Raw genomic sequence first — 21675 nt, forward strand, 5'->3', positions numbered from 1 at the left:
AGATTATTTATTATGCACGCACAGCAAATAATTGTAGTTTTGAGGTTTTAAAACCCAAAAGATGTACAAAAAACAGTTTGAGATTAGATGGAGTGATATAGATGCTAATAGACATTTAGCTAACTCTGCGTATATAAATTTTATGAGTCATACGCGTACAGCGTTTTTACATGAGCACGGATTTTCTTTATCAGAACTGGTAAAAGAAGGTCTTGGTCCTGTGGTTTTTCATGAGCATGTACATTATTTTAAAGAAACTTTTTTAGGTCATCCTGTTACCGTAACCCTTGAAGTTTCTGGTTTAAGCGAAGATGGAATGTTCTTTAAGTTTGATCATAATTTTTACAATCATAAAGGTGAAAATCTTGCTTTTTGCGAAATTTTTGGAGCTTGGATAGATTTACACTCTAGAAAATTAACCAATCTACCAGAAGATTTATTAGCGTTAACGAAGCAGTTTCCTAAAGCTGAAGATTTTAAAATCTTAACAAAAGAAGACACCAGAAAACATAACAGAAAACCTAAAAACTTAAGCTTGTAGTTTAGGTTTTTTTGTTACCAAATACACACCTAAAAAGATTAAAGCAGAAGCTAAAATCTTAACAACTGTAACTGTATCGCTTCCCATAATAATAGCAAAAATACCAGCAATTAAAGGTTGCATATAAATAAATACAGTTACGGTAGATGCACGCAAATGTCTTAGTGCTAACGGGTTTAATAAATACGTTCCAAAAGTTGCACCTACAACTACAAAAATTACAGAAAACCATATGTAAGGTGTAACGTAGACGTATCTACCATAGTTAAATCTGAATATCCAAAAGGTAATACCATAAAAAACCCAAATAAAAACAACCATTTAATAAATGTAAATGGATGGTATTTATCTGTTAATTGTTTAATGAGAACAATATAAATACTGTAAGAAATAGCGTTAATAAACACCATAATATTTCCTAAAGATACGTTGTCTCCAGGATTAGGAGATTTACCGTAAATAGTTAAAATTGCAGCACCAGTAAACCCAAAAATAACACCTAAAATTTTAAGTTTCGTAATCTTTTCGTTGAGGTAAAAAGAAGATAGTATTAATACGATAATAGGGCTAGTTATCATGATTACCGATGCGTGTATTGGCGTTGTTAATTCTAATCCTTTAAAAAAGAATAACATATTTACCACCAATCCAAAAATGGCAGCAACAAAGAATTTTACGTAGTCTTTAGTTTCTATTTTTTCTTTAGGCGTAAAGAAGTTTACAATCCAAAATAAAAGTGCAGCGCCACCAACACGTAATGCAATAAAACCAAAAGGTTTTACATAACCGTTAGCCATTACATCTTTTGCAAAAGTAAAGGTTAATCCATACAAAAGTTGTACAGCAAAAGCAGCAATTAGGGCTAATATGCGTAGTTTATTCATTTAAGGCTTCTTTGGCAGCTTCTATGGTTTTTTTACTGCTACCAACAAAAATTTTATCGTTAATAACAATAACTGGTCGGCTTAAAAAGGTATAGTGTTCAAGTAAATAATGTCTAAAATCTTTTTCGCTTAAATTTTGGTCTTTTAAGCCCATTTCTTTGTAAAGCTTAGCACGTTTACTAAACAAAGCTTCGTAACTTCCTGCTAATTCAGCTAACTCATCAACTTGTTTTGCGGTTAAAGGTTCGCTCTTAATCTCTTGAAATGTAAAAGAGTTATCAAGATTTAAATCGTTAATAATTCTTGTGCAGGTATTACAAGTTTTAAGGAAGTATACTTTTTTCATGATGGTTAATTTTAGGGCAAATTTCGATTTTTTTTACAAAAGAGTTATGTTTTTCTGGCAAAACTTCAGCGAAAGCGAAATATTAAACACTTTTTTTATTCTTAAAATTGAAATGAAATTAGTTTAAAATCGTTTAAATATTTAATTTTATTGAAAAATGAAATACTATGGATTTTGCATTTGATACGACTTTAAAAAGTAGAAAATTTTTAAAAGATTTACTTGAAAATTTAACCTTAGAACAATTAAATAAAGTACCTGAAGGCTTTAATAATAATATAATTTGGAATGTAGCTCATACCATTGTTACCCAACAATTATTAGTTTATAAATTATCTGCAATGCCAATGATTGTAAGCGACGATTTGGTTGAAATGTATCGAAAAGGCACAAAGGTGGAACGTGATGTCACCCAAGCCGAAGTAGATTTAATTAAAGGTTTACTATTTAGCACTATCGAAAAAACGAAGGAAGATTACGAAAACAGAATCTTTCAAACCTATCATGAATATACGGTAACCACTAAAAGTACATTAACTAACGTAGATGAGGCGATTGCGTTTAACAACTTTCATGAAGGAATACATTTAGGTTATGTTTTGGCGTTAAAGCGTTGTGTTTAAAACGTTAAAAATTGATCTGCAACTACGTAAGGTATTGTAAATTCTACTGGTTCTTTACTTAGCGCGCCAAATTCAAAATTGTTATAAAAGATAATAACGCCATCATCGTTAAATCCGATGGTTTTAGGTAATTTAAAATCTAAGTTTTGAGCTTGTAAACCGTTGTGAACGGTCATTAATTCTTTATCGTAGTATTTTTTAACTAAAGCTTTAAAACCATTTAAATCGTTGATTAGGTCTTTGGTTTTTAGTTCTTTTCCAGTTGTTGGATCAAAATTGAAAAACTTAAAAATCAGGTTACTGTTAGCTTCTCCGGTTTGCACATTTCCATTCATGGCAATGCTAATAATAAATTCGTTTTGATAAGAAATTTCGCCATCAACAAATGCTTCCCATTTAGGAAAATCTTTAGCTAATTCTTCAGTAAAAAGTTTAGTAAAACTGATGTAAGCGTTATTAAAAGCTGTAATACTTTCGTCTATAGTTTGCTTTTTTTCTTTGGCACTATCCACATTTAAAATATCGCAAGCAAAATTGCAAAGTGAGTTGTTGATGTTTTTAGCAATATTAGAATCGCCTTTAGCTTGTGGCATAACAATCTCGACTAAGGTTTCTTTTTCTTTAGAAATATGAAGTTCTGAAAACGAAAACGCTTTTTCTTCTTCACAAGAAAAAAAGCCTATAAAACACAATAAAATTAGATAAAAAGTCTTGAAATTACTCATATTGTTAAACATAAACTAAAGCTAATAATGAAGTTTGAATACAACGAATTAAACGTTATTTTTGTTGCAATAATTACAAATTAAGCTGAAAAACATCTGCTTTACATTCAAAAATAAGAATTATAAGTTTTTAGATGATTATTTCAACTTTAAAAACTAAATAAACATGAAATTTAACACAAAAACGATACATGGAGGACAAAAACATGATCCTGCTTATGGTGCTGTAATGCCTCCAATTTATCAAACGTCAACATACGCACAATCTACACCTGGCGGACATAAAGGTTTTGAGTATTCTAGGACTCATAACCCAACGCGTCAAGCTTTAGAAAATGCTTTTGCTAGTATAGAAAACGGAGAATTTGGACTAGCTTTTGGATCTGGTCTTGCTGCAATTGATGCTATAATGAAGCTATTAAAACCAGGTGATGAAGTAATAAGTACAAACGATTTATACGGCGGAACCTATAGATTATTTACTAGTATTTTTAAGAATTTTGGAATTAAATTCAATTTTATTGGTATGCAAAATGCGAGTAATATTGAAGATTATATTACTGAAAACACAAAAATTATTTGGGTAGAAACACCAACTAACCCAATGATGAATATTATCGATATAAAAGCAACTGCAGAGATTGCAAAAAAACACAATGTGCTTCTAGCGGTAGATAATACGTTTGCCACTCCATATTTACAACAACCATTAGATCTTGGTGCAGATTTGGTTATGCACTCGGCAACCAAATATATTGGAGGACATAGCGATTTAGTGATGGGAGCACTTGTTGTAAAAGATAAAGAACTAGCAGATAAATTATATTTTATACAAAATGCAAGTGGAGCCGTTTGTGGACCACAAGATTCTTTTTTAGCGCTTCGCGGAATAAAAACGTTACATGTAAGAATGCAACGTCATTGTGAAAACGGAAGAGCTGTTGCAGAATATTTAGCTTCTCATCCAAAAATTGAAAAGGTATACTGGCCAGGTTTTGAAAGTCATCCAAATCATGAGGTAGCAAAATCACAAATGAAAGATTTTGGAGGAATGATAAGTTTTGTAACAAAAGGAAATGATTATAACGAAGCTATTAAAATTGTAGAAAACCTTAAAGTGTTTACACTAGCAGAATCTTTAGGTGGTGTAGAATCTTTATGTGGTCATCCAGCAAGTATGACACACGCAAGTATACCAAAAGAAGAACGCGAAAAAACAGGAGTAGTTGATGCTTTAATAAGATTAAGCGTAGGTATAGAAGATGAAGAAGATTTAATTAACGACTTAAAGCAAGCAATAGGATAAGTTCTTATTAAACATCTCATAAAAGAAAAACGCCAACTTGAAAAGTTGGCGTTTTTTATATTTTGTATTTAATTTTTTAATCTAAATAGTAGATGTAACCAAAGTTTAACCAAACTAACCAATCATTATATTTGTTAGTGTTAAGCTCGTGATTTAAACCATCAATCCAATCGTTACCAAAGTATTGACCACGTAGATCTAACATTAAATCAGAAACCATTGTTAATTTATATCTCACACCAATACTTGATACTACAGACCAAGTACTACCAGAAGTAGGATCTACTGGTTTAGGGAAATCTGCATCAAGATTTGGATTAGTTGCATACCAAGGTGAATAAAAGTTATTCATGTTAGTGATACTCTCGTCACCATAGTTAGTATAAACTTTAGGATTATAAGATACGTAGTGTACACCAAGACTCACAAATGGCGCAAATCTATAACCAAAAGCTTGGAAAGAACGAATACTTAAAGGAAAGTATTCTAATTGCATACCAACATCTAAGTTGTTAGCCTCACCACTATGCGCTCTTAGTTTTTGAGCCTCTACACTATTTCTGTAAGGTTGTACCCATTCACCTAAATGATTTAATTTGGTTTTATTCCAAGAAATTTCAGTTCTAAGTTTAAAATGGTCGTTAAAAAAATTATCTGTAGTGTAACAGTTACAATTTGCTTGATAAGCAAAATTGATGTAGTGGACGATTCCAATTCCAATTCCAGAGTTACCAGCATTAGTTTCTGGATCTAAACGTTCTCCAAAATCAGACTTAAAGGCAACAGGACCTGTAATGATACCAATTTCATGTGAGAAGCCTAACTGAGAAAAAGCAGTTGTACTAGTTAATATAACTAGTAAAAACAGTGTTAATTGTTTATGGTTAAGCATAATAAGGCTTTTATTTTAGAGGCTAAATATCCAACAAATATATGAAAACACGATTAACATACAAATATTAAGGATAAAATGAAGTAAATATAATTATTTCTTAAAATAGAAATCTAACTAAAACGTTTGCGAAATTTTAAAAATGTAACGTAAATATTTAAAGATAATGTATATTTGCACTGCAATTTGACACTTAAAATAAAAGAGTCATAATTTTATTGTAATAATGAAACAAAAAATAGAAGCATTTTTAGATCAAGTAAAAGCAAAAAATGGTCACGAACCAGAATTTTTACAAGCTGTACACGAAGTTGCAGAGACTGTAATTCCGTTTATAGAAGCTAATCCTAAGTACCAAGATAAATTATTATTAGAGCGTATGGTAGAGCCTGAGCGTACAATAATTTTTAGAGTACCATGGATTGATGATAAAGGTCAACCACAAGTTAATAGAGGTTACCGTGTAGAGTTTAACTCGGCAATCGGACCATACAAAGGCGGTTTACGTTTTCATCCTTCAGTTAACCTAAGTATATTAAAGTTTTTAGGGTTTGAGCAAGTATTTAAAAACTCATTAACCACTTTACCAATGGGTGGAGGAAAAGGAGGAAGTGACTTTGACCCAAAAGGGAAAAGTGATAACGAAGTAATGCGTTTTTGTCAATCTTTTATGACTGAATTATACAGACATATCGGAGCAAATACAGACGTACCAGCAGGAGATATAGGTGTTGGAGGAAGAGAAATTGGTTATATGTTTGGTCAATACAAAAGACTTAAAAACGAATTTACTGGAGTTTTAACAGGAAAAGGATTGTCTTATGGAGGATCTTTAATTAGACCAGAAGCAACAGGTTATGGTTGTGTGTATTTTGCAAAAAATATGTTAGCAACTAAAAACGATTCTTTTGAAGGTAAAACAGTTGTAATCTCTGGATCTGGTAACGTAGCACAATATGCTTGCGAAAAAGCAACAGAACTTGGAGGAAAAGTTGTAACAATGTCTGATTCTTCTGGATATATTTATGATGAAGAAGGTATTGATGCAGAAAAATTAGCGTTTATCATGGAACTTAAAAATGTAAAACGTGGACGTATACACGAATATACAGAAAAGTATACTTCTGCAACTTTCCATGAAGGCGAAAGACCATGGAGCGTAAATTGTGATTTAGCAATGCCATGTGCAACACAAAACGAATTAAATAAAGAAGAAGCAGAAGCTTTAGTAAAGAATAATGTAATAGCAGTTGCAGAAGGTGCAAATATGCCAACAACACCAGAAGCTATTGAAGTTTTACAAAATGCTAAGATATTATTCTCTCCAGGTAAAGCCTCTAATGCAGGTGGAGTTGCAACTTCTGGTTTAGAAATGAGCCAAAACTCATTACGATATAACTGGACAAGAGAAGAAGTAGATGCTAAATTACACCAAATCATGGATGATATTCATGCATCTTGTGTAGAATATGGTAAAAATGATGATGGTACTGTAGACTACGTTAAAGGAGCAAATATTGCTGGATTTGTTAAGGTGGCAGATGCTATGTTAGCTCAAGGATTGGTGTAAATCAACAATTATATAAAAGTATTTAAAAGCTTTCCTTTTAATAAGGAAAGCTTTTTTGTTTTTTTGTATATATTTTTATTAGAAATTAACGTTATACAAAAAAGTATTCATGTCTTATAAACATATTCTATCTACAATTTTAATATTTATATGTTGGTTTTCATCTTTTGCTCAAGATTTCTCTCAGGCATGGACAGGCTATTTTTCTTATTTAGAAATTAAAGACATATCTCAAGGCTCACAAAAAATATTTGTTGCATCAGAAAATGCAATTTTTTCTTATGACATCTATACTGATGAAATAGAAACTATATCTTCAATAGAAGGCATGTCTGGTGAGACAATAACAGCATTACTTTACGTTGAAGAAAGAAATCTTATAATTATTGGTTTTGAAAATGGGTTATTACAAGTTTATAATGAAATTGATAAAACATTTTTGAGTGTAGTAGATATATTAGAGAAAACATCAATTCCATCAGTTGATAAAGTTGTGAATCATCTATTCATGAATGAAAACTTAATTTACATTTCTACAGATTATGGAATTTCAGTATATAATATAGATGCTTTAGAATTTGGTGACACATATTACATAGGACCAAATGGGTCTCAACTAGAAGTTAGACAGACTACAGTTTTAGAAGGAAATATTTATGCAGCTACAGCACAAAGATTATATAAAGCTCAAATAGCCAATCCTAACTTGATAGATTATCAAGAATGGGAAAGTTTAAATAATGGTAATTGGATAGGTATTCAAAATGTTGAAGGAGTAATTTATGCTGCAACAGCTAATAGAAGGGTTTATGAGCTTGTTAATGATAATCCAATACAAAAAATAATCTATCCACAAACCATTACAGGTTTTAAAACAAATGAAAACAAGTTAATTGTGACTATTAATAAACAGGTCTTTGTTTATGATAGTTTATTCAATCAATTGGCTACAACATCTGCAACAGTTGAATATAACTCAAACTTTAGCAAAAGTATAAGTATTGGAGAAGATATATATGTAGGAACAAATAGAATTGAAAATGTTGGGCAAGAAGCTTTTGGGGTTTTAAAAGCCTCATACTATGAACCTGAAATATACAATGAAATACACCCAAGTAGTCCATTACTAAATAGGTTTTTTAAAGTTAAGTACCAAGAAGGTCAAATTTGGGGTACCCATGGAGGGTATTCTATTAACTATAATCCATTTTTAGGTCAAAGACGTTTTGGTTTAAGTCACTTTGTTCAAGAAGAATGGGTGAATATTAATTATCAAACAATATCTGAAGCTGTAAACCTAACAGTCCCTTTAGCTTTATCAAACATATCTATAGATCCATATAATACTAGTGAAGTATATGTCAGTTCGTCGAGAAAAGGAGTAGTATTTCTAAATGATGGAGAAGTAAATACTTTCTTTAATGATACTAATAGTACTATTATACCTTTTTTAGGAGCAAACTTTTTTGTCTTTGCTAGTAATTTTGATGAATACGGAAATTATTGGGTAATGAATGGTAGGTATGAGAGGCCATTAAATAGACTTTCTCAAGAAGGACAGTGGCAATCATATAATTTTAATTCTTTAATTAATCCACCAGATTCTAATTTAGGGTTTTCTTCCATCATTTTTGATGATAGTGATACCGTTTTTATAGGTAGTTCTGATTATGGTTTGATTGCTTGTGTACCAGATAGTAATAACCCAACAATTGTCAATATTAGCAGTGAAGAAGACGGTATGCCGTCTCCAAACGTAAGAGCATTAGCAATTGACAGAAATGGACAGTTATGGTTAGGGTTGGATAAAGGACTTAGAGTAGTTTACAACACACAAAGTTTTTTAGAAAACCCAGAAGTAGATAATATTGTGGTTTTAGATAACGGTGAAGCTAGTGAGTTACTTTACCAACAGTTTATTACAGACATAGAAGTAGATGGGTCTAACAATAAATGGATAGCTACTTTGGATACTGGTTTGTATTATTTCTCATCAGATGGGCAGCAAACTATTTTTCATTTTACAAAAGATAATTCACCATTACCAAGTAATGATATTTTGGATGTAGCATTAGATGAAGTAAATGGTATTGTTTATATAGCAACAGAAAACGGACTTCTATCCTTTAAATCGGATGCTTCTAAACCAAAAACTACTTTAGAAGATGCTTTCGTATTTCCTAATCCCGTTAGACCAACATTTGATATGGTTACAGAAAAAATCAAAATAAGAGATATTTCTGAAAACGTAAACATCAAAATAACAGATATAGAAGGTAACTTAGTTGCAGAAGCAGAGTCTAACACAAACGGAAGATTTAAAGGTTACAACCTTGAAATTGATGGCGGTACAGCTTTATGGAATGGTAAAAATCTTGCTGGAGATGTTGTAGCTTCTGGTGTATATTTAGTGATGTTAAACGACCTTGATACGCTAGAAACTAAGGTGCTTAAATTAATGGTGGTTAGGTAATGCAAACCAAAACAAAAGCCATAGTTCTTTCAAAAATAAGATTTAAAGACAACGACTTAATAGTAAAATGCTATACCTCTAATCAAGGTATTGTAAGTTACCTGCTAAATGGTGTGTTAAAGTCTAAAAAAAGTAACAAAAAGATAGCCTATTTTCAGCCCTTATCTTTATTAGAGTTAGAAACAGATCATAAAGAAAATAGGTCTTTGCAATATATAAAAGATTTAAAAACAAGTTTTTTATATAGCTCTTTGCACACTAATATAGTTAAAAGTGCTATAGCCATGTTTTTAGCCGAAATTTTATCTCAAGCTCTAAAAGAAGAAGAGCAAAACTTACCACTGTTTAATTATTTAGAAACATCTTTTAAATGGTTAGATACAAATAGTCAAATTTCTAATGCACATTTATTATTTCTTTTAGAGTTAACCAAGTACCTTGGGTTTTATCCAGATGACTCTGAAATAGATGCAGATTTTTTTAATCTTTTAGAAGGTCAATTTCAGCATATAAATAATTCAAAATACTGTATTTCTGGAGAAAATTTAACACTTTTAAAACAGATGTTGGGCACAAATTTTGATGCATTAAACGAAGTAAAAATGAATTCAAAACAACGTCAGCAATTTTTAAAAATGTTGTTGCAGTATTTTGATTTACATTTGACCAATTTTAACCAACCAAAATCTTTACAAATCTTAAATGATGTATTTAATTAAGAAAATAACATTTATTTTTCTATTCTTTCTTTTTGTAAATTCTTATGCTCAATCGGTAAAAGTTTTAGACAAGACAACAAATGCACCAATTTCTGGCGTAGCAGTTTTTAATAAATCTCAGACAAAAACTGCGATTACAGATGTAGATGGATTGGTTGATTTAGAAAGTTTTTCAAATAAGGAAGTTATTTTCTTTCAACATATTTCTTTCAGTTTAAAAACAATTAAAAAATCTAATATTACAAACAACACTATTTACTTAGAAGGAAATCAATTAGGTTTAGATGAGATTATAATTTCAGCTTCAAATTTTAAGCAAAACAAAAGAGAAATTCCTAAAAGTATTGCTACTGTAAGTGCAGAGCAGATTAGTTTTAATAATCCTCAAACTAGCGCAGATTTATTAGAAAACACGGGTAAAGTTTATATTCAAAAAAGTCAGTTAGGCGGTGGTAGCCCAATGATACGTGGTTTTTCAACCAATAGGCTCTTAATTTCGGTTGATGGTGTTAGGATGAATAACGCCATTTTTAGAGGTGGCAATCTTCAAAATGTTATTTCTATAGATCCACTTTCTATAGAAAAAACTGAAGTTATTCTTGGTGCAGGATCTACTATTTATGGTAGCGATGCTATTGGTGGTGTGATGAGTTTTTACACTAAAAATCCTAAACTTTCTTATACAGATAGCTTGATTGTAGATAGCAACGTGATGCTTAGATATGCGACTGCAAACCAAGAAAAAACAGCACATATTGATGTTAATTTAGGTCTAAAAAAATGGGGTTTTTTAACTAATGTTACTTATACAGATTTTAACGATTTGCGTATGGGTAGTCATGGTCCAACAGAGTATTTAAGACCAGAATATGTAGTGACACAAAACAATCAAGATGTAATTATTGAAAATAATAACCCTAAAATTCAAAAATTTACGGGCTACAATCAAATTAACTTAATGCAAAAGGTTTCTTATAAACCAAAAGATGATTTAGATTTTGATTTAGGGTTGTTCTACACCACAACTTCAGATTATCCAAGATACGATAGATTAATTAGATATCGTGGTGATAATTTGCGTTCTGCAGAGTGGAATTACGGTCCGCAACGTTGGTTTATGTCAAATTTAAAAGTAACCAAACGAAGCAGTAACGCAGCTTTATACGATAATGTAAAAGCAACTTTTGCCTATCAAAATTTTCAAGAAAGTAGAATGGATAGAAACTTTCAAGATGTTGAAAGAAATGTACGCGAAGAGTCTGTTAACGCTTTATCTTTCAATTTAGATTTAGAAAAAGATTTAAGCACAACATCTAGCCTTTTCTATGGGGTTGAATATGTGTTTAACAAAGTGAATTCTATTGGATACACAGAAAATATTGAAGATAATACAACCCAAAATACCGTCTCAAGATATCCAGATGGTGCTACTTGGCATAGTGCAGCGGTTTATGCTAATTATAAGTATAAGCCAACTGAAAAATTTGTATTTCAATCTGGGTTAAGATATAATAACGTGGCTCAAAATGCAGATTTTACTGCTAATAACCAGTATTTAAATTTACCTTTTAATAAAGCTAATATTAATGCAGATGCGCTTACAGCTTCTACAGGAATTACATGGTTGCCAAATGATGTTTTACAATGGAAGTTTAACTTATCTACAGCATTTAGAGCACCAAATGTTGATGATGTTGGAAAGGTGTTTGACTCAGAACCAGGATCTGTTGTTGTGCCAAATAACGATTTAAAACCAGAGTATGCTTATAATGGTGAATTAGGTTTAAAATTGAATTTCAATAAAAAATTTATCTTAGACATGGCAACTTACTATACTTATTTAGATAATGCTTTAGTAAGACGAAATGGAGATTTAAATGGTGAAACAGAGATTATTTATGATGGCGAATTAAGTAATGTACAGTCAATACAAAATGCATCAAAATCTTGGATTTATGGCTTTGAATTTGGAGCACTTTGGAATATTACCGACCAATTTAAATTGACATCAAGATACAATTTTATAGGAGGAACTGAAGAAACAGATTGCGTAGAAGTGCCTGTAAGACACGTTGCACCAAATTTTGGAGATACACACTTGGTTTGGCAATCTAATAAGATTAAGTTAGATGGCTTTGTTAATTACAACAACAAATTGTCGTTTACGCAATTAGCACCTTCTGAAACTGAAAAAGATTATATCTATGCTTTAGATGAAAACGGAAATCCTTTCTCGCCATCTTGGTATACTTTAAATCTTAGAACTCAATATCAATTAGGAGAAGACACTACTGTAACCGCAACTTTAGAAAACATTACAGACCAGCGTTATAAAACGTATTCTTCTGGTATTGCAGCACCAGGAAGAAATTTAATTGTGTCATTAACTTATAGTTTATAAAAATAAAACCAGCATTGACAAAATTGCCAATACTGGTTTAAAGAATAGCATTTACACGTCATCCTTATTTTTTTATAGCCTTTTTAGTTATAGTTTGTCCGTTATTTAAAGTAACTTTAGCTATATAAAGACTACTACTTAATTCTTTCATGTTGTAAGTTTCTGTACTGTTTTCACCTTTAAAATTGTACACTTCTTTTCCTAAAGTATCAAATATTTGTATCGATTGAATAGTGAAGTTTTGATCAACTTTAAACATGATATTATCATTTTCTAATTCAATAATAGAAAGGTTGTTTGAAGTAATTTCGTTATTATCAATACTTAAACTAGCATTATTGAAAACAATTTCAAAACGGTTATTAAACTCACCTACTACAGAAGTGAAATTGTAATCACTTGCAGTTAAATCGTGAATGGTTGAGTTAAGATTGTCTTTTAAGTAAATAGGATTATTAGCTAGAAAATTTCCTTGGACATCAACAATTGAAATAGTGTAAAGTGTAGCTACATTTATAGAAGTTTTAAAGGCTACAGGTATAATCTCATCTTCATTTAAATCACTAATGTTTCTTGCTTGTATGGCAAATAGATTTGGATTGTTTTCTATTATAGAACCAAATTTAACCGCAGTATTAGAAGATAAATTTTTGGCAGCATCATAATATGAGCCATCAAAATTGTTTGTAGCTAAAGTATTGTAGACGATTAAAATTTGATTAAATACACCATTGTCTGATGTTAAGTTTAAACGAAGCTTTTCTACATGAAAGTTGTCACTTTCGTTATTAATGTTTGTAGTAGTTGTATTTGAATATCTAAAAAATTGATCGTTATTAGATTTAACACGCATACCATTATTAAATATTACTGTTCCAGGTATTGTCGCATTATCATCATAGTTTACAAAAAAGCCTTGTCCAGAAGCAATATGTCTGGTAGGAGTAACACCATCTCCTCCTGCAGTTTCACCTACACCATTTATGATTGCATAATCTGACCCAGAAAAATTTAGGATTTGATTACCATTGTTATTATCTGAAGGCGGTGTGTTTTGTGACCATAAATAGATGCTACCATCTAATGTGCCTTCTGTATTAGATGTTGAGTATTTATTTGCAGCCATAAATAAGTCTACATCAATAGCAGAAGGGTAAGGATTGCCTATAAAATTCCAATTATTATCTGGTATTGCACTAGTACTACTATCATCATTTCTAACTACAGCAACGTTTATTAATCCATTATTAAAAGGTCCCGAAAAGATATGTGCAAAGTTATTACCACTGCCTCCACCAATACTAAAAGATGTAGGGGACAGTGTCGCAGCGTAGCCAACACCAGGTGTCATTATTCCAGAAGCATATTGCCAATCGTCACCATTGTCATCAATATCATCTAATGTATCTGTTGCTGTATAAGCTGTTAATGTATTGTTGTTGCCGACTTCATAGAACAAATCAGAAAAATTAGCTGCGTTAAAGTAAAAACGTCTATCTGGATTTGTTGTAAAAAATGTGTTTTCTATTGTTTCACCAGTAACAGGACTACTCCAATAAGTATATTCATACCAATTATTGATTATTGCTGTTCGTTTAGTTACAGTAGATGTTCCTGCTCCATTATTAGTAAAACTTTGAGTATTATCATTCTGTAAAAAGCTACCCGCAGTTTGTAAATTAATTATTCCGTTATTATCTACATTTCTTTGTACTTCAACAAAAGTATTGTCTGCTATAAATAAAGTGTTTCCAGCAGATACTGTTAAGCTACAAGCACTAAAACTTCCATTTATAGAGGTGTCATAATAATCATTGATAATAACACTCTTTGTTAAGTCAGGTAAAATTCCTCCTTGCCATGTACCACTTGTCCAAGTTGCTATTGTTGTGCCACAAGGATTAGCTATATCGCAAGTGTAACCACATCCACCTAAATTACTAAAACGTGTTGAAGATGTTAGCCAGTTACTTGCCGTTCCTGCATCTGCTAAAATATTAGCAGTCGTCGTTGTAGTTGTACAATTATATTTTGCATTAGAAATATTTCCTCCTAAATTTAAAGCAGAAGTACCAAGCGTTAGAGACGCTGGTAAATCTGAAGTTGTGCTATTGTTTACAGGATCATAAGTCCAACCAGTACTATCAAAACTAATACCATATAAAAAAAATGGTGTAGCAGTGGTATCTCTAAAAACTAGAATTTGTTCTCCACCACCATTTAATGAAAAACCACCAGTCGGATTGTTAGTTACCACGCCAATTGAAGGTGTAAAGTTATTTCCTGATGTTTCAGTAATTGTGATCTCTGTACCACATGGTAAGTCTTGATCAGATTGCCATTCAATGATACCTTCTGAAGTAGAGAAAGATGAGGTTGTATTATTCCACGAATTATCTGTGAATTTAACTACTGTGCCTGTTGATGTTTCAGTTAATAATACAAATGTAAATTGATCAGCATCATCTGCATTATAACCTGTAATTATAATTTCTCCAGGTTGTAAAAGTGTTTGGCCAAATGATAAAATAGTAAATAAAAAAAATATTAATAGCGTAAATTTTTTCATCTTAATGATATATAATTAATAGCATGCTAAAAATATTTCATAAATTATTTTAAAACAAAAAGCTTCAACTTTATTAGTTGAAGCTTAAGTTTTTAGCGATAAAAAACATTATCAATTATTTTTTGACGAACTTTTTAATTATTTTTTGATTGTTAGAAAGTTCAATTTCAGCTAAATATACAGATTGACTTAAGGTACTTAAATGATAAGTTTCTGTGTTTTCTCTTCCTTTTAAATCTATAATTTCTCTTCCTAAAGTATCGTAAATAATGATAGTTTTTATGTTTAAGTTTTTAGGAGCTATAAACTTAACTTCATCATTTGGTAATGAAATTACGGTTGTGTTTATTTCATTTGAAGTAAACTGATCAATACTTAAAGAAGGATTTGTAAATACAATTTCAAAACGATTATTAAACTCTCCAACTTCCGAAGTAAAAGAATAATCCGAAGCTGATAAATCATGATAAGTATTTAATAAATTATCTACTAAATAAGCGGTATTATTTGTTAAGAAGTCACCTTCAAAATCATCAATACTTATAGTGTAAACTGTTGGTATATCTATATTATTAAGAAAACCAATGTAAATAGTTTCTGTAATATTTAAATCGGTAGTAGCTTTACCTTGTACGCTTAATTTTTCTGGATCACCAGAAATTAAAGAGTAAAAAGTCATAGTTTTTGTGTATGCTCCGTTGGTTTTTGCATCATAAGCAGCACCATCGTTTGCGGCTGTTGCACCGTTAACATAACCTACCATTATATTGTCTTTTAAACCAAAATCGTTAGTTAATTTTAACCATAATTTATTTTCAGAAATATTAGTGCTTGCGTTAACATTACTAGTTCTAAAAAACTGATTGTTATTTCCGTCAACACGCATACTATTATTAAACGTTACCGTTCCGGTTGTTGATGGAGCAGCATCAGAATATGTAACAAAAAATCCTTGTCCAGACGCTATGTAGTTTGTCACTCCGCTTACTGAAGAACCAGTATAGTTAAGTGTAATATAATCGTTAAGGTCAAAATTAATTTGTTGATTACCGTTATTGGTAGCCGATGGAGGCGTAGAATGTGACCATAAATATATGGCACCATCTAAAGTACCTGTTGATGGGTTTGCACTGTAATTATTTTCATTAAAAAATAATGTTGCATCAATAGCAGATGGGTAAGGATTACCAATTAAATTCCAATTTGTATCTCCAAGTTCTGTGTCATTTCTTTCTACAGAAACAGAAATAATACCAGTATTTAACGGACCTCTAAAAGAATAGTTATAATTAGTTGCTGTAGTGTATGCAGCTGGCGAGTGTGTTGCAGCATAACCAACACCAGGTGTCATTAAATCTCCAGCAGCTCTTAGTTGCCAATCATTAGCATCGTCATCAATATCATCTACTCCTGCACCAACAACTGTAGCATTGTTATTGTTAGTCTCGTAAGTAGAGTCTACAAAATTACCTGCGTTAAAACTAAATCTTCTATACGGACTTGATGGGAATAATGCACTTCCTATAGTTTCATTAGTCACTGGACTACTCCAGTAGGTGTACTCGTACCATGCGTCTAATACTGCGGTTAATTTTTCTACGGTTGTTGGGATAGTAGCAACACTACCTGAGTCATCATAAATACCAGAATTGTCTAATTGAATTACGGATCCTTCGTTTTGAACTAATAATTCACCATTGTTGTAAATACTAGTCTGAACTTTTACGTAACTATTTGCACCAACAGTCAATACATATGATGGATTGATATAAAGGCTACACGCTTCTATATTTCCGTTTAAAGTTGTATTGTATGTGTCGTTGATAATTGCTGTAGTGGTCAGATCAGGAATACCATTATCCCATGACCCAGCAGACCAAGTGGTAGTAGCAGATCCTTTAAATTGTGCAGCGTCACTAGATACAGAGCAAACGCCATCTTCAATTACTTTACAGTAAAATTGATAGTTTGTCAAGTCAAAGCCACTAATAGATAAAGAACTTGAAGATTCTCCTGTTACAGTTCCCGTTGAAAAAGCAGCAGCAGTTACATTACTCCAGCCTATGCTTGCTCCATCATTATATAACCATTGATAAGTTAATGTTCCAGAATTACCTGGTGTTGCTGTAACATTAAATGTAGCTGAGTTACATCCCAAAACGTCACTTGGTTGTACAGTAACGCTTGGAGGTGTTGTACCAGAAATAGCAAAACCAAAACAATCTTCTGTATTACTCATTACCCAATCTGAATTAGAAAAAGTAGAACTTGGAGCTGTAGAAGAAAAGTTTCTTGCAAACACATAACCTACATTATATCCAGTACCATTAGAATGATTTTGCCAAACATCTTGAGCTGTAGCAGAGCCGGCCCCATAATTTTGAACTAAAACCAGCCTGTCTTCATCATTTAGACCATTACTTCCGATATAAGTATAATCAGGAGTAATAGTAGGGCAAGAAGAACATCCTCCTGAAATTGTTGTTACTTGAATCATGTAACTGCTTTCAGCTTGAATTGTTCCAGATAGAGGAACAGTACCGTTAAAACCTGTAATAGGTACAGCTGAACCTAAAGTAAAATTGTTATCAAACCCAATTGTGTAGTCTGCTAAATCTATGTCTGACGTTGTTGGGTTTAATAATTCAATGTAGTGACAAGATGAAACAGAATCATCATAAACACCAGAAATTAATAAATCAGTCCATCCAGCAGGCATACTTCCTGCAAGAGAACAATTATTACTATAAATAACCGTAAAATCAGGACTAATATCTAAAGCGCAACCACTTTCAGTTACAGTAAGTGTTCCTGTTGTAGCTCCTGCCGGTACTTCAGCAATTATTTGAGTTGCTGTTTGAGAGATTATAGTTGCGCTAGTACTATTAAAATCTACTGTTGTGCTAGCTGTAAAACCTGTGCCGGTAATTGTTACTTCTGTTAATTCTGGTCCTGATGTTGGAGTGAAACTAGATACTGAATGTGACGGAGTACAAGCAGTTAAAGTAAAATCTGTAGCAGAATCTACAGAGCAACCAGATTCTGTTACTGTTATCACGCCTGTTGTTGCACCAGAAGGTACTACAGCTGTAAGTGTAGTTGCATTAACAAAAGTTACAGTAGCAGAAATTCCATTAAAATCTACTGTAGATCCCGAAGTAAATCCTGTACCTGTAATTGTTACTGTTGTCCCAACAGGTCCAGAAGTAGGGCTAAAACTTGTAATTGTATGTGTTGGTGTACAAGCAGGACAAGAATCGCCAGTTATTGTAACGTTATCCCAAGCAGCATAATCGCCGCCACCATTTTGATCTACATATAAAGTTGCTGCTACACTGTTAGTACCATCAGGTATTGAAACAGTAATAGTTCCTTCATCTGAAAAATTACTAAAACCATTTATAAACTGAATTTTACCTTGAGAAATACCATCAAAATATAATTCGTAATACATGTCGTCATTATCATCAAATTCAAATACATCATAATCAAAACTAAAGAGCATATTTGTTAAACCAGAAGTATTAACTGTATCAAAGATTATCGAGTCTTCTTCGTTAGCATCATTAATTCCCCAAAAATCACCTGTTATTCCTGAGTAATCTATATTTGATAATGTTGAAACTATGCCAAATGTACCTTCGTCGCCTTCACTACTTTCAGTATAATTCCATGTACTACCAGAACTAAATGTTTGGATAAATTGTGTTCCGCTAGTTCCTTCATTATCATTTACTGTTAATGTTGTTGAGTCGATAGTTCCTAATAAAGCTGAATCTCCACCTGAAACATTTTGTATTTCAAAAGAATATGTATTTCCATCTCCACAAACACTATTATCTGTAATGGCAACAGATACACATTGTTGTGCAGAGCTTCCTCCAGGAAATGTAATTGATGTTATTGAATATGTTAAATGAGGACTATCAGGAGACACCAAGACTACATCTGCAGTTGTTGCAACAGAACTGCTTGGAGCGCTTATATCTACACATAAATTAATACTGGTTCCATCTTCATCTATTGAATATGTTGCAGAAGAAAAATCTAAAGTTGTGCTTGGTGGAGCAGGAGTTGTAACGCAAATTCCGAAATCACCTGAGGCATTTCCTCCATATTCCCAAACTCTAATATAAACTGTAGAGCCAACACTAAGTCCTGTTTGAGTGATTGATGACATTATTCCGTTAGGACTATCATCATCATCACATTCTAAAAGGGTTAAACTGCCACAAGATCCAGTATACATTGCCATACCACTATCTGTAAAATCAATATTGTTAGTATCAACAGTAATTTCTCCGCTTGCTGGCACAACTACAGAAAACCAAACATCACCACCATTATAACTAGCACAACTAGGATCTGCTACTCCACTATCTGTAGCATTTAGATTGGTGTATGTGGTGTAAGAACAACTTGTCGTAGGAGTTAAGCTTATTGCTCCACTACATAAATCATTACTAGGCGGAGCTGCAGTTACATCTCCAGTTACACTAACAGACCTAGAAGTTGCACCTGCGCTAGAAACGTCTATATTGCCAGTGTAAGTGTTTGTAACCAAACCACTTGCTAGTCTTGCATAAATAATATTAGTACTATTAGCACTTGCAGAAGGAATGGTTAAAGAACCATTAAAACCACTACCAGAAGTTAGAGATATTTCAAAATTTGTTGGAGCAGTAATTGATATATCTCCTGTTAAAAGAGATCCTGTTACATCAAAAGTTTGTTCAGCTGAAGGACCACTTCCAACAACATAATCTAATCCTGTTAATGATGAAGGTGAAACTGTTAAGGTAGGTGTTGGAGATCCAGAGGTACCTTCAACTAAAATATCATCAATTATCCAATATTCATTTCCGCTATTGTTAAATAGCTCTACTCTAATTCTTAAGTTAGTAGAATTAGGTAGGTTGGTTATAGATAAAAAAGTATAACCATCTGTAGTTCTATATCCTCCAGCTGTAGGAGTGAAATTTGTTGGAGTATTGTCTCCGTCATAAACAGTTGTAGCAGTTCCAGTTCCTGCATTAGCGCCACTAAATCCCCATTTCGCATTATTGTTACCATTTATTTCTAACTCATCAGAGTAAGTAGCTCCTCCATCTGTACTGATAGATACAACAACATAATCTGATCCATCAGCACCGTTACCAGATGTGCCGGCAAAAGAAGCTAATCTTAAAGTCAGATTAATATTTGTATAACTTGAAGCATCGATAGATGAAAACTCTATAAATTCTGAAGAGTTGTTAACATATAAGCCATTTGAAGCAGAGGAATAATTAACTGTTGCAGGAAATGGTCCTGTTCCAGTTGTAACTGTTCCTCCAGTATAAGTCATTGTTGGTACACCACCATCAAAATCCTGAATTCCAATTGTTGTTTGGGATAACGAAAAATTAAGGCATAGCAATGCCACTAGAGTAAGTAGATATTTATTCATGTTGAGGTTTTGACTATTAATTGGTCTCAAATATAGGAAAAATCTTAAGTTTTAATTTAATAAATCGATGAACAACAACTGTTTGTGTTTAGATTTAATCATTAGATAATATTCTATGGTCTTTTTTAATATTTATTTAATTTAGTAGATTATAATTGATAGATGAATAATTCTTATACCTTAGAAGAAGCTAAAAAAAAGCTAGAACATTATTGCGCATACCAAGAACGTTGCCATAAAGAAGTGACTCAAAAATTGATGCAAATGCAGATGATACCTGAGGCTAGAGACTATATTATAGTACATTTGCTAGAGCATAATTTTTTAAATGAAGAACGCTATGCAAAAGCTTTTGTAAGTGGAAAATTCAATATAAAAAAGTGGGGTAAACAACGCTTAAAATTAGAGTTGAAGCGAAAAGATATTTCAAATTACAACATTGATAGTGCTTTAAAAATAATTGATGAAGTTGATTACTATAGAACGTTTAATCAGTTAGCAGAAAAGAAACTCGAGTCTATTAAAGAGCCTGACAAGTTTAAAAAGAAGAAAAAATTAATTGATTACCTGCTTTATCGTGGTTGGGAAACGCATTTAGTTTATGATAAAGTAAACGAGTTAATTCCATAAAAAAAGCCTTTCAACTTAAACAGAGAAAGGCTTTTCTTTTTATAATTTTATTGAATTATAAATTAAATACAGCTCCAATATTAGCATTAAATTGATTGTTTATTTTTTCTGCAGGTGTTAAGGCTTCAGAGTTATATTTGGCAAACGTAGTACCAAATTCTGTGAATAAACCAAAACCGTCTGAGAAGAAATAACGCATACCAAGGTGTCCGCCAAAATTCTTTAAACTTAAGCTAATTCCAGGATAAACATCAAAGTTATCACTAATGTTAATTACGTTTCCTAAGTTAGCATTAAAGCGTGCTTTTAAGTCTATTCTATCTTCAAAATCTGCTTTTAAACCATTGTTTAAATTAAGTGCGTAACCACCAACAACTCCAACCGAAATGTTTTCGCCTAAACCATAATCGTAAGTAATTACAATTCCGTTTACATTGTCTTGAAAGTTTGCACCTATCTGTAATTTTTGGTCGCCTTTACCTTCAAAAGTTTGAGCAGTTACTAGACTTGTAATTAAACAAGCAAGTACTATTAATCCTTTTTTCAT

The 21675-nt window shown here is 32.0% G+C and carries 16 protein-coding genes; 8 read left to right on the plus strand and 8 right to left on the minus strand.

The window, feature by feature from the left end; genetic code table 11:
• Positions 1-61: 61 nt before the first annotated feature.
• Positions 62-541, plus strand: coding sequence for an acyl-CoA thioesterase (locus WA327_RS06275; protein ID WP_336067706.1), 480 nt, complete (start codon positions 62-64; stop codon positions 539-541).
• Here WA327_RS06275 and WA327_RS06280 read toward each other — a convergent pair.
• Genes WA327_RS06280 through WA327_RS06290 form a run of 3 tightly spaced genes read right to left on the minus strand, consistent with a single transcriptional unit; the run spans position 530 to position 1771 of the window.
• Entirely contained in the window at positions 530-862 is a 333-nt protein-coding gene (locus WA327_RS06280; protein WP_336067708.1) for an EamA family transporter, read from the minus strand. The two genes, WA327_RS06275 and WA327_RS06280, sit on opposite strands and share 12 nt — an antisense overlap.
• Positions 760-1425, minus strand: coding sequence for a DMT family transporter (locus tag WA327_RS06285; protein ID WP_336067711.1), 666 nt, complete (start codon positions 1423-1425; stop codon positions 760-762). The genes WA327_RS06280 and WA327_RS06285 overlap by 103 nt, the downstream gene beginning before the upstream one ends.
• A complete protein-coding gene (locus WA327_RS06290) occupies positions 1418-1771 on the minus strand; it encodes an ArsC/Spx/MgsR family protein (RefSeq protein ID WP_336067714.1) in 354 nt (117 codons plus the stop codon). Before WA327_RS06290 ends, WA327_RS06285 begins: the two co-directional genes overlap by 8 nt.
• Positions 1772-1938: 167 nt before the next feature.
• Here WA327_RS06290 and WA327_RS06295 point away from each other — a divergent pair, with 167 nt between their 5' ends.
• The gene (locus WA327_RS06295; protein ID WP_336067717.1) at positions 1939-2394 is read left to right on the plus strand and encodes a DinB family protein; all 456 of its coding nucleotides are present in this window, start codon (positions 1939-1941) and stop codon (positions 2392-2394) included.
• Here the strand turns inward: WA327_RS06295 and WA327_RS06300 are convergent.
• Entirely contained in the window at positions 2391-3119 is a 729-nt protein-coding gene (locus WA327_RS06300) for a PdaC/SigV domain-containing protein (protein WP_336067719.1), read from the minus strand. The two genes, WA327_RS06295 and WA327_RS06300, sit on opposite strands and share 4 nt — an antisense overlap.
• A gap of 166 nt (positions 3120-3285) precedes the next feature.
• On the opposite strand from WA327_RS06300, the gene WA327_RS06305 reads away from it, so the two are divergent.
• Positions 3286-4425 carry a cystathionine gamma-synthase gene (locus WA327_RS06305; RefSeq protein WP_336067721.1) on the plus strand — a complete coding sequence of 380 codons (1140 nt, stop codon included), beginning with the start codon at positions 3286-3288 and terminating at the stop codon, positions 4423-4425.
• A 76-nt stretch (positions 4426-4501) separates the two neighbouring features.
• On the opposite strand, the gene WA327_RS06310 is transcribed toward WA327_RS06305, so the two are convergent.
• Positions 4502-5317, minus strand: a complete 816-nt coding sequence (locus WA327_RS06310) for a THC0290_0291 family protein (RefSeq protein ID WP_336067723.1) — start codon at positions 5315-5317, stop codon at positions 4502-4504.
• A 226-nt stretch (positions 5318-5543) separates the two neighbouring features.
• Here WA327_RS06310 and gdhA point away from each other — a divergent pair, with 226 nt between their 5' ends.
• The 4 genes from gdhA (at position 5544) to WA327_RS06330 (ending at position 12480) form a co-directional block, all read left to right on the plus strand.
• Positions 5544-6887 (plus strand): NADP-specific glutamate dehydrogenase, encoded by a 1344-nt coding sequence (gdhA, locus tag WA327_RS06315; RefSeq protein WP_336067725.1) that lies wholly within the window; start codon positions 5544-5546, stop codon positions 6885-6887.
• A 109-nt stretch (positions 6888-6996) separates the two neighbouring features.
• Positions 6997-9360: a two-component regulator propeller domain-containing protein gene (locus WA327_RS06320; protein ID WP_336067728.1), complete on the plus strand. Its 2364-nt coding sequence runs from the start codon at positions 6997-6999 to the stop codon at positions 9358-9360.
• Complete coding sequence (gene recO, locus WA327_RS06325; protein WP_336067731.1) at positions 9360-10079, plus strand: DNA repair protein RecO; 720 nt, start codon at positions 9360-9362, stop codon at positions 10077-10079. The genes WA327_RS06320 and recO overlap by 1 nt, the downstream gene beginning before the upstream one ends.
• Positions 10063-12480 (plus strand): TonB-dependent receptor domain-containing protein, encoded by a 2418-nt coding sequence (locus WA327_RS06330; RefSeq protein ID WP_336067734.1) that lies wholly within the window; start codon positions 10063-10065, stop codon positions 12478-12480. The genes recO and WA327_RS06330 overlap by 17 nt, the downstream gene beginning before the upstream one ends.
• 64 nt (positions 12481-12544) lie before the next feature.
• Here the strand turns inward: WA327_RS06330 and WA327_RS06335 are convergent, their stop codons facing one another.
• On the minus strand, positions 12545-15049 hold the full coding sequence (locus WA327_RS06335) for a T9SS type A sorting domain-containing protein (protein ID WP_336067737.1): 2505 nt from the start codon (positions 15047-15049) through the stop codon (positions 12545-12547).
• A 115-nt stretch (positions 15050-15164) separates the two neighbouring features.
• A complete protein-coding gene (locus tag WA327_RS06340; RefSeq protein WP_336067740.1) occupies positions 15165-20498 on the minus strand; it encodes an IPT/TIG domain-containing protein in 5334 nt (1777 codons plus the stop codon).
• A 162-nt stretch (positions 20499-20660) separates the two neighbouring features.
• On the opposite strand from WA327_RS06340, the gene WA327_RS06345 reads away from it, so the two are divergent.
• On the plus strand, positions 20661-21128 hold the full coding sequence (locus tag WA327_RS06345) for a regulatory protein RecX (RefSeq protein ID WP_336067743.1): 468 nt from the start codon (positions 20661-20663) through the stop codon (positions 21126-21128).
• 55 nt (positions 21129-21183) lie between these two features.
• On the opposite strand, the gene WA327_RS06350 is transcribed toward WA327_RS06345, so the two are convergent.
• On the minus strand, positions 21184-21675 hold the full coding sequence (locus tag WA327_RS06350; RefSeq protein ID WP_336067745.1) for a DUF6646 family protein: 492 nt from the start codon (positions 21673-21675) through the stop codon (positions 21184-21186).

Origin of the sequence: Mesoflavibacter sp. CH_XMU1404-2 (assembly GCF_037029465.1) — a bacterium.
In the GTDB taxonomy this organism is placed as follows: Bacteria; Bacteroidota; Bacteroidia; order Flavobacteriales; family Flavobacteriaceae; genus Mesoflavibacter.

Bases quoted from the DNA above. Each gene is read 5' to 3' on its own strand.
- WA327_RS06275 (WP_336067706.1), top strand. From the start codon at position 62: ATGTACAAAAAACAGTTTGAGATTAGATGGAGTGATATAGATGCTAAT.
- WA327_RS06280 (WP_336067708.1), bottom strand. From the start codon at position 862: ATGGTTGTTTTTATTTGGGTTTTTTATGGTATTACCTTTTGGATATTC.
- WA327_RS06285 (WP_336067711.1), bottom strand. From the start codon at position 1,425: ATGAATAAACTACGCATATTAGCCCTAATTGCTGCTTTTGCTGTACAA.
- WA327_RS06290 (WP_336067714.1), bottom strand. From the start codon at position 1,771: ATGAAAAAAGTATACTTCCTTAAAACTTGTAATACCTGCACAAGAATT.
- WA327_RS06295 (WP_336067717.1), top strand. From the start codon at position 1,939: ATGGATTTTGCATTTGATACGACTTTAAAAAGTAGAAAATTTTTAAAA.
- WA327_RS06300 (WP_336067719.1), bottom strand. From the start codon at position 3,119: ATGAGTAATTTCAAGACTTTTTATCTAATTTTATTGTGTTTTATAGGC.
- WA327_RS06305 (WP_336067721.1), top strand. From the start codon at position 3,286: ATGAAATTTAACACAAAAACGATACATGGAGGACAAAAACATGATCCT.
- WA327_RS06310 (WP_336067723.1), bottom strand. From the start codon at position 5,317: ATGCTTAACCATAAACAATTAACACTGTTTTTACTAGTTATATTAACT.
- gdhA (WP_336067725.1), top strand. From the start codon at position 5,544: ATGAAACAAAAAATAGAAGCATTTTTAGATCAAGTAAAAGCAAAAAAT.
- WA327_RS06320 (WP_336067728.1), top strand. From the start codon at position 6,997: ATGTCTTATAAACATATTCTATCTACAATTTTAATATTTATATGTTGG.
- recO (WP_336067731.1), top strand. From the start codon at position 9,360: ATGCAAACCAAAACAAAAGCCATAGTTCTTTCAAAAATAAGATTTAAA.
- WA327_RS06330 (WP_336067734.1), top strand. From the start codon at position 10,063: ATGATGTATTTAATTAAGAAAATAACATTTATTTTTCTATTCTTTCTT.
- WA327_RS06335 (WP_336067737.1), bottom strand. From the start codon at position 15,049: ATGAAAAAATTTACGCTATTAATATTTTTTTTATTTACTATTTTATCA.
- WA327_RS06340 (WP_336067740.1), bottom strand. From the start codon at position 20,498: ATGAATAAATATCTACTTACTCTAGTGGCATTGCTATGCCTTAATTTT.
- WA327_RS06345 (WP_336067743.1), top strand. From the start codon at position 20,661: ATGAATAATTCTTATACCTTAGAAGAAGCTAAAAAAAAGCTAGAACAT.
- WA327_RS06350 (WP_336067745.1), bottom strand. From the start codon at position 21,675: ATGAAAAAAGGATTAATAGTACTTGCTTGTTTAATTACAAGTCTAGTA.